Below are 9660 nucleotides of genomic sequence, written 5' to 3' on the forward strand. Positions count from 1 at the left end.
ATGCGCAGCGTAGCCAATGTTTACCACGCCTTTGCCATTCAGTCGTTTGTAGATGAAATTGCACACCACACAGGTAAGGATCAACAGGCGTTACTACTGGAGTTAATTGGCCCGGACCGCCATATTGATTTTGCTCAGAGCAACGCAAAATACGGTAACTATGGCGATCCACTGGACGCCTACCCGGTTGACACTGCCCGTCTGAAAAATGTAATCAACACGGTGTGCGAAAAAGCAAACTGGGCGCAGCGACATAAACAAGGCCGCTATTTAGGCTTGGCTGCACATCGCTCGTTTTTAACCTATGCCGCAGTTATCATCGAAGTAGAAGTGGACAAGAGTGGTTCCTGGTCAATCCCCAAAGCCTACGTTGCTCTTGATGCAGGCACAGTGGTAAATCCTGAGCACGTAAAAGCACAATGTGAAGGCGGCATCATTTACGGGATAAGTTGCGCTATTGGCCAGATAACGGCGTCTAATGGGCAAATAAATGAATCAAACTTTCACAACTACCTGGTAGCCAGAATGCCACAAACCCCGGTAGAGGTAGAGGTTACTATTGTTGACTCAGTTGCGCCGCCAGGCGGTGTGGGAGAGCCACCAACGCCTCCGGCTGCCCCAGCATTAGCCAATGCGCTGTTTGCAGCGACGGGCGTGAGACTGCGTGAACTTCCCATCCCGCTGAGCGTAAAAGGGAGTTAAATAGTCGGTGTAAAATCCTCTGGCGGTACCTGCCACTGCTTCATTAGCAGTGGCGCAACCGTTTTGGCATCAACCGGTTTGGAAAAGTAATAGCCCTGTTGCCGCACACAGCCGTGATTTAGTAAATACCGCACTTGTTCAGAATGTTCTATCCCTTCTGCAATACAATCCATTTTTAAGCTCAGTGCCAGATTAATGGTAGTTTGTACCAGCGCATTTTCTTCCCCACTTGCCTGAATATCGTCGATAAAGCTTTTATCGATTTTGAGTATTTGCAATGGGAATCGCTTCAGATAACTCAGTGAGGAATACCCTGTACCAAAGTCATCCAGGGCCAGTTTAAATCCGGCATCGCGAATACGGGTAAGTTCATTGAGCACTTCATCCGACTGATCGATTAATACCCCTTCCGTAATCTCAAACCGTATTGCCGAATTGGGTAATCCCGCCTCACGCAGCAGCGCTTCTATCAGATCTAAGTCGAAGTGCGTCTTAAAATGAAGTGCCGATAAATTGATAGACACATAGCCTTTGAATCCGTTGGCATACCATATTTTCATATCATTGATTGCCTGAGCGGCGGCAACCCGCGTGATTTCAATAATATGGCGCATTTCTTCCAGTACCGGAATAAATTCTGCTGGCGAAATCCACTCGTCCTGATAATGACAGCGAAGCAATAATTCTACGCCATCAGTTTTGCCCGAGGAGAGATTGATGATTGGCTGATAATAATTAATGAACGCCTGTTCCTGATAGGCAGATTTCACTCTATTCTCCAGTGCCAGACGCTCCTTGGCGCGTTCGTTCATTTCTTTGGTGTAATAAATAAACGCACTAAGGGTATCTTTTTTGGCACTGTACATGGCTACGTCAGCTTGTTTTAGCAGTTCAGCCGGATCAGTAGCATCATCCGGGAAGAATGAAATCCCCACAGAACACGACACCCTTAACACCTCTTTACCCAGTGATATAGGTGTTTCAATAGACTCAATTAGCTGTGAGACAAACTTAGATACAGACCCTTCGTTTTCTATCTCTTCCATGACAATCACAAACTCATCACCGCCCAACCGCGCTACGGTGTCACTTTTCGATGCCAGGTTGAGCATGCGGTTAGCAATTACCCTTAACAGCTTATCGCCATAATCATGCCCTAATGAATCGTTGATACCTTTAAAACGGTCAAGGTCGACAAATAATACGGCAACGGTATGTTCGTGTGTTACCGCATTGGCAATGGCATGTTCCAGTCTATCCAGCAATAAACTGCGGTTAACCAAGCCGGTTAAGCTGTCAAAATTGGCAATTTTAACTAACTTTCGTTCTGCGTTCTTTTGTTCAGAGATATCAGAAATAACAACCAGATAATGCGTAGTTTCGTTGTCTTTGGCAGAGCCCTGCATCACATTAATATCAATTAACACATCGTACTTGCGTCCATCAGGCATCACGATACTGTCTTCGCCTTTCCATACATCATCGTCTTTGAGAAGACGCAGTTGGCCTGCCAATTGCCGTTCTAGCTTGGGGTCTTGCTGATACAAGCGCTGTAACTGTCTGTCCAGCCTGTCTTTGTCGGTAATCCCAAAGGCACTTTCAAAAGCAGGGTTAGCGGCAACGGCACGGTGATGCTGATCAAATATAACTACCCAGTCGCTGGTGTGTCTGAATGCATTGCCAAACAATTTCACCTGTTGTTGTGCCTGCTGTAAGCGCACTAACTGTAAATGCCGGCTAATCAGATAGGCACCTAGTAATGTCACAAAGCAAATTGCATACAGTGTGTAGGCTAAAGGTGAAAGAAATGGCGGATAATCAACCTCTATAGTCAGACTCACTGGCAAAATCGTCTGATCACTGTATTGTCCGGCAGGCATTACCTCAAATCGGTAGTTTCCGGCAGGCAGAGAAGGCAACACGACTTTGGTATCAAAGGTAGTATCTTCACTCAGCACCTGACGGCCAGTGGTCAAAACATAACGGAACCGGGTACCTTTTTGAGCGCTAAACTCCAGAGGAGAAAACTCGATGGTCAGGCCGTAGTCATCATACTTGAGTGGCAGATGTAATCCCGCCAGATTTTGTTTTGGTAAACCAAGTTCCCTGGAAGACAAACTCACTCCACTGATCACTAGTTGCTTCACATTTCGCTGCAGCGCTGACTTTTGATATTCAGCATTTATTGTGTCCGGATCAAAAATCACCACGCCCCGGGGAGAGCCATAGGCCATACGTCCATCCCGCAGTTTCAAACTTGCTCCCTGGTTAAACTCGGCTACGTTCAGTTCACGCCCGTACTGAAAATGTTTAAAGGTGAGCTTATCGGGCGAAAAGCGACGTAAACCGCTGTGAGAACTAAACCAGATGTTGTTATCTTTATCGGCCAGCAGGCCATAGACAAACGCCCCTTGCCCCAGAATATCCGGACCAAAGAAATAACGTTGCTGGTAATTATGGGCATCCAGGCCTACCAGCCCGTAACCTGGATAAACCACCCATAATACATTGTTGTGTAACTGCACTGAATCTGGTGCAAAATCCCCTGCCCGCACAATATCGGGCAATTGATGCACTCTTGCTACTTGCAGCGTCTCGGTATTGTACGCCCACAACCCATCGTAGGAAGCCAGTAACATCTGCTGTGGATTAGCCGGATTCACACCTATAAAGTTAGTAGACAGATTTAACGAGATGTCATGATTGAGGGCGGGTAATTCTTCCAGTGTGTCATTATCAAAATTGTAGCGGTAAAAATTGTCTGCAATAAAATACGCATTGCCGGCTCTATCCCGCGCCATACCTGTCATATACATTGCTTCATCAGCATCCTTGCCAAACGTTAACTGCTTATACGCACCGCTTTCTTTCTCAAATTCGTAGAGTCCGGCAAACGTTTGTAACAACAACGTGTCGTTACTCAATGATGAAATACGTTGAATAATATGCATGCTGTAAGGCGGTGGGATACCTTCACTCTGAAGGTAAAAACTGCTGCTTTTTGTTTTTGGATCGTATCGTGTCAGTCCGTTATCGGTGCCAATCCACAGGATACCTTCGGCATCTTCGTGAAGTGCCCACACATTATTGTCAGACAACACGGTTTTATTGCTGCTATAACGCTGATTTTGCAGCATGGTAAAATTCAGGCTTTGCGGACTCCAGAAAAAAGCCCCGCCGATGTAAGTGCCAATCCACAGGCCCTCATTTGGCGCTAATGCCAGCGCTCTGATTTCCTGGCGGGATAACGCTTCTAAACCAGACGCAGGATCCAAAGCATATTCGGCCTCCCAGTAACCATTGTTTAGTTGCATTCGCACTAAACCAATGTCGGTACCCAGCCAAATCAACGAATCATTGGCCTGTCGGATTTGCCAGATATTGCGCTGTGCAATTTCAAGTTTGGTGCCTGATACAGTTTGATGTGCAGCGCGAAAAGCCTGATGCAAATTCTGCACAGGCATGGAATATAAACCTGCTACGGTGCCGATCCATAACTTCCCAAAGCTATCAGTCATTAACGACTTGGCATTGGCATTGTCCATATTCAGCTCAACATCAGCTCGGTGCTCAATGGGCAGGAATTTCAGTTTGCCAATATTGCCCTTAAAGTCGGCGCTGCTGACAAACATCCCCACCGATGTAGCCATAACCAAAAGGTTGTCGATAAGTAACATATCGCGCAAATAGGGCGTGTTGTTTTTCCTATCGGCATCAATCGCATAAAGAATTGTTTGTTGTTGCGTAGTGGTATTGTAGTGAAGCAGCATTTGCTCGAACAACATGAGCATATTGCCATCAGGCAATTCAATGAATTTATTAACTAATTGCTGGTATTCCGGCGAGTCGATGTATTTTAGTTCCAGTACCGGCGTGTAGATATTGGTAGTAAGATCAAGCTTATAAACCCCACGGCTGGACGTACTGATCCAAAGATGCCGCGAGCTGTCCTGATATACCGCATTCACCGGGGAGGCGGCCAACACATCATCAGGCCCTTGAATATGCTCTACTCTATAACCGTCATAGCGATCCAAACCGCCATCAGATGCTATCCACAAAAAACCGTCGTGGTCGATAAAGAGTTGATTAATGCTGTCCTGAGCTAACCCCTGTTTTGTTGACAACGGTGTGGTAACCGGAGAGCTTAAAATAGGTTGTTCCGACAACATTCTGCCCGACGCACTCACCGAATACGCGAACACGCTAAACAAGATAAGTGTTAGAAACCGTTGGAATAACGCCAATGACCTGTACCAATACATCTTTTGTACTCAAATTTCCCTGTATACAGGGTATTCTTATTTTGGCGTGAGTTCTCACCGCCTTCTTTCTTTATAGATAGCATATTCACGGCATAATTTGTACGTTTACAGCAAGAAAAAGCTGTATTTTTGACGACTTGGAGTGAGTTGATTGGATATTTTTTTATCGATTATTGCGCGAGTGGAATTCGACCCACTTTGACCCGATCACGCCGTATCCCAGGCTGGGGAGCAAGCAGATAAAGATCACCGTTTCGCCCAACGTAAGTTTTCCTTACCCCAACAGATTTAGCCAATGCCGCGTGTGCAGCAAGGTGCTCTGGCTCACCATGTACAGGAATAACGATTTCAGGTTGAGTCCACTGATACATCAACTTTAATTCTTCAGCACAGGGATGACCACTGGCATGAATAGGTAAAGATGAATGTTCTGATTGAATCACGTTTATCTGTTTACCGTTGAGTTTTTCAACCAATCGCTCCACCAGCTTTTCATTACCGGGAATTACGATGCTGGAAAATATCACTGTATCGCCTTTTTCCAGTTCAAAAAATGGCAGTGAATCCGTAGCCAGTCGATTTAGCGCGGCCCGCCGCTCTCCCTGACTCCCGGTTACTACAACCAGCACTTCGTCCGGCGGTAAATAACCAACATGCGCGGGCGTGATCACGGTTATATCGTCTGGCCAGTAACCTGTTTCTCGCGCAACGCCTACCATATTTTCCAGCGACCTGCCGACACAGGCGAAATATCGGCCAGTTTTCTGTGCAATCCTTCCCAGCGAAATCAAACGGGCAATATTACTGCCAAAACACGCCACAACCACTCTGCCCTGGCAAGCTTTGATAGTAGAAAGCAATCCTTCCGCGCAAATACGCTCAGAAATTGAAAAGCCGGATTTAGTGGCATTAGTGGAATCACCCACCACCGCCAACAGTGATTGATTGCCTAATTCCCGGAAAGGCTTAGCGTCAAAAGGATTACCACTTACCGGTTGAGCATCTATTTTCCAGTCCGCCGTATGCAGCACAGTGCCCACCGGGGTGTGAATAAGCAATGCTTGTGGTTCGGGAATGGAATGGGTAATAGCGAGCCAGTGAATAGTAAAGGGCCCCACGGTTTTGCTCGAGCCAGTTTGGACAATCTCAACCGGCACCTGATCCACTAATCCGGCCTGAGCCAATTTTCTCTGTAAAACCGCAGCGGTAAAAGGTGTAGTGATCACCATACATCGCAATCGGGGCCAGAGGGCAGCAACAGCACCGATATGGTCTTCGTGGGCATGAGTAATTATCATGGCAGCAATATCCTGCCGTCGCTCACTCATGAACGATGGATCGGGCGCCACTACGTGATGTCTGGAATTGTCGGCTACGTCGGGTTGTAAATAAGGTGCTGTCAGCGGTTCGTCAAAAGACACCCCACAATCTACGATCAACCATTGCTTGTTATGACCGTAAACGTTGAAATTCATCCCTATTTCACCTGTGCCCCCAATGGGAACAAACCACAAATCCTGTTGCTGTGGTATGAAATCTGAAATAACCCCTCCTGAATCCGCACAAATCAAACGCCAACACTTGTGAAGACGCTATTGGCTTTACGCCGGAACAAATGAATACACCGAAAAGGCACTACGCATACCCAAACCGTGTATTTGGCCTCTTTGAAATAGTAACGACATAAAATGCAACGCGGATCAGCGCCAACGCAAAAAATCGTAGCTAACCTGCGAAACCATTATCTTTGGAACAGCTCAGACAAGGCAGAAACAATATTACTTCTGCAGATTATTGCTACAATAGCTTTTCAGCAAAATCCTCTGGAAGCATCACTTCGCTGTCTTCACCTGGTGCGGGAGCAACAATGACACACAGCAAATCACGACTCAAGCCAATCGTCCAACGGGATAACCAGGTGTCTAAATCGATGGCTTTGGGCTCGCATTCAGACCACTCTTCGTTAGCCCACATTTGTGCAAGACCCGCCGTTGGCCATACCGGTACACCATCTTCATCGTCAGACGTTAGCATTACGCATCCATCCTTGTCGTTAAGAATGAATACTTCCTTGCTGGCTCTCACCTGCTCAAAAAATTTAGCCGGTCTTTGTTCCTGGGGCAGCATTAAAAATGCGTCATCTGACCACATCGTTGTCTCTCTTGTTCATTGATTTACGTTATTTACCCAGCGGCAAAATTACTGGCAACCACTTTAACTACATCAGGCACCATTGAGCGGCGCACCGATTTCATGTGGTACATATACAGTTTACACTGGCTTTTGTGAAACTGCTCAACACATTCAACGTTGCTAAGCCCCCATTGTGTCCAGTCAGGACCAATAGGTAAAACCGCCACCCCACCTTCCGCTTTCAATGTGGCGAGTGCCAGGCGCAATGAGTTAGTAGTGAATTTTGCATCCCTGAAGTCGGGGAAATGGGTCAGTAATTCGTCCCGCGCTTTACTTCCCCAGTCTATTGCAACAAATTGATCCGCCGCGGTATCGATGCTCTTCTGGTTGATACTAAACAGACCCAGCGGTAAGGATTTCAGCAACTGGCCGTTCAACTCTTCTGATTTTAGCGGCTCACTCGAAAATGCAATATCAACACTACGCTCGTGGAGTTGTCGCGAAATTTGTTCTGATGTTAACACTTCGGCCTTGATAGCCCATTCAGGAAAATGCTGATGGATTTGATGCAGTAATTCAGGCATCCAAATTTCATTGTTCAACTGACTGGCACCGCACACAAGGTATTCACCTGCTTCTCGTTGCAGTTCTTGTTTGGCTTGTTGGAGTATGTCGTTTAATTGTTCAGCGAATGGCAGTAACTTCTCGCCTGCTGGCGTCAACTGAATACTATTGCGATGCCTGATAAACAGCGTGGTGTGAAAATATTCTTCGAGTTGCTTAATTCTTGCACTCACAGCAGACTGAGTGAGGTACAAATTCTCTGCAGCTTTACCAAAATGACGGGTCTTTACGACTTCAATAAAAGTAGTTAAAAAGCGGATATCCATTGCTTATACGTATAGTTGATTCTCGCCGATACGCATACGCTGTCATATCTTTACCACAAAGTAAATTAAAAACAGGCTACACCTGTCCCAAACCGGGACAGGTGCTTATCATTCCATCAATTGGACTCGTAATGGGACTTGCGCTCTTTCTCTCGTCGCTGCGTTTCACGTTTTTTGTGTTTAACGTCCTGCGCACGCTTGTGAGTTTTACGATGCTCGGCAGATTCTTCATCCTCTACCGAATCCCATTCTTCCCGTTGGTAACGATAGTCTTTACTCATTTTCTTCTCTGGTAATAACAAACTTGGGTGTAACAACTTAATTATTCATCGGTGAAATAAAAACGGAAACGAATAGTTTTTATCGTGACGACAAATGATATTTCTGACCATTTTTTAAGCAAGCGATGCACCACGCTGTATCATTTTCAAGAAAAAAAACACGTAGACCACTGATTTTACTAGGTTGTAGCAGCTCTATTTCTATGCTTTACCGGTTGTAATGTTGGTATGAATGTTTGATCAATATGTAAACCAATTTTTTTTCTGGTGAAGAAAAAAATTTTTTGTTTTTCATTTGATAATTTTTCACTTAAAAGTGCGTGCAACTATCCTATGCCAAGAGATAACGCACCATGAAGACGCCAGATATACGTGTACCACAAAAGCCTTTTATCGACCGTCAGCATTTTCCGTACGGTTTTAAAAAGTCCGGAGACTTCAGTATTAGTGAAGCGAACTTGCTTAGTCAGTATGGCAAAACATTAGCAGGTTTAGAATCGGGTGAATTAACACCAGAAACTGCCGACGAAAAACACTTTGTTGCTATGCTCAAAGGCGAAGAAGCTGTTGAAACCCCGTTGGATAAGGCTTGGTTAAAATACATCAAGCTTGCCAGGGGACGGAAGCAGTTTTATACGTTGCATAGCACTGCAAGTAATCAGTCTGATTACGATGACGACTACAGTGACGATGAATTCGATGTAGCATAAGAGACGGTTTTCCGTCTCTTTTTCTTTGAGCCACATTTAATCAGCAAGGCATGCATGTTTGGCATGCCAAACTGCTGTACTCAGGCGCAAAAGAACTGATATAGCAGCGCCATTTGCTGCTTTATCCGATCATCAGCTAACCGGTAATAAATTGTCTGTCCTGCTCGCCGCGTTGCCACCAGGTGTGCATCACGAAGCAATGCAAGATGTTGTGATAACACTGGTTGGGTAACCGGCACATTGTTAAGTAACTCGGTAACCGAGCGCTCTCCTTCAATTAATGAACACAACACCATTAATCTTGTCTTATTGGATAACTGCTTTAGAAACTGCTCTGCATCTTCAGCCCGGCTGAGCATTTGGGATGGGTCCATAGCTAACACCTTACACGTGGTTAACAACTCGCTATTGCTTTATTGAACGCCAAAGCGATTGAATTCGCAAGAGTTATTAGTATATTTTACTTGACCAGCTAATCAGGTTTGCGATCCCTGCGCAAAAATTGCCATTTTAGGCTTTTCCTTCTCGCTGGCCTATTGCTTATACCAATTCGCATAGTAGTTTACCCTCTCAGAGTGAGTCAAAACGACTTAGATCACGACGCGAACTCTGAGGCATAGTCATTCTATGTCCAGAGGGCGCAACACAGATGTAAGTCGTTTTGGCCACTCCCTTCGGG

At 45.7% G+C, this 9660-nt stretch carries 8 protein-coding genes; 2 read left to right on the forward strand and 6 right to left on the reverse strand.

Translation table 11 applies throughout. The features are described from left to right. On the forward strand, window positions 1-702 hold a 702-nt coding region (locus ACLR2L_RS16175), incomplete at its 5' end, for a molybdopterin cofactor-binding domain-containing protein (protein ID WP_413369544.1). Here the strand turns inward: ACLR2L_RS16175 and ACLR2L_RS16180 are convergent. From ACLR2L_RS16180 to ACLR2L_RS16200, 5 genes are all read right to left on the reverse strand, one after another. After that, entirely contained in the window at window positions 699-4967 is a 4269-nt protein-coding gene (locus ACLR2L_RS16180; protein ID WP_413369546.1) for an EAL domain-containing protein, read from the reverse strand. The two genes, ACLR2L_RS16175 and ACLR2L_RS16180, sit on opposite strands and share 4 nt — an antisense overlap. Window positions 4968-5137: 170 nt before the next feature. After that, window positions 5138-6442, reverse strand: a complete 1305-nt coding sequence (locus ACLR2L_RS16185; protein ID WP_413369548.1) for a ribonuclease J — start codon at window positions 6440-6442, stop codon at window positions 5138-5140. 322 nt (window positions 6443-6764) lie between these two features. Next, complete coding sequence (locus ACLR2L_RS16190) at window positions 6765-7118, reverse strand: DUF2750 domain-containing protein (protein ID WP_413369550.1); 354 nt, start codon at window positions 7116-7118, stop codon at window positions 6765-6767. Between the two features lie 32 nt (window positions 7119-7150). After that, window positions 7151-7990: a LysR family transcriptional regulator gene (locus tag ACLR2L_RS16195; RefSeq protein WP_413369552.1), complete on the reverse strand. Its 840-nt coding sequence runs from the start codon at window positions 7988-7990 to the stop codon at window positions 7151-7153. 116 nt (window positions 7991-8106) lie between these two features. Further along, window positions 8107-8271: a hypothetical protein gene (locus ACLR2L_RS16200; RefSeq protein WP_181405059.1), complete on the reverse strand. Its 165-nt coding sequence runs from the start codon at window positions 8269-8271 to the stop codon at window positions 8107-8109. A 353-nt stretch (window positions 8272-8624) separates the two neighbouring features. Here ACLR2L_RS16200 and maoP point away from each other — a divergent pair, with 353 nt between their 5' ends. Continuing rightward, window positions 8625-8981 carry a DUF413 domain-containing protein gene (gene maoP, locus ACLR2L_RS16205; protein WP_413369554.1) on the forward strand — a complete coding sequence of 119 codons (357 nt, stop codon included), beginning with the start codon at window positions 8625-8627 and terminating at the stop codon, window positions 8979-8981. Between the two features lie 80 nt (window positions 8982-9061). On the opposite strand, the gene ACLR2L_RS16210 is transcribed toward maoP, so the two are convergent. Beyond that, on the reverse strand, window positions 9062-9355 hold the full coding sequence (locus tag ACLR2L_RS16210; protein WP_140956683.1) for an ArsR/SmtB family transcription factor: 294 nt from the start codon (window positions 9353-9355) through the stop codon (window positions 9062-9064). Between the last annotated feature and the right edge of the window lie 305 nt (window positions 9356-9660).

The sequence above is a fragment of the Alteromonas sp. AMM-1 genome (assembly GCF_047290655.1).
Taxonomy (GTDB): domain Bacteria; phylum Pseudomonadota; class Gammaproteobacteria; order Enterobacterales; family Alteromonadaceae; genus Alteromonas; species Alteromonas mangrovi.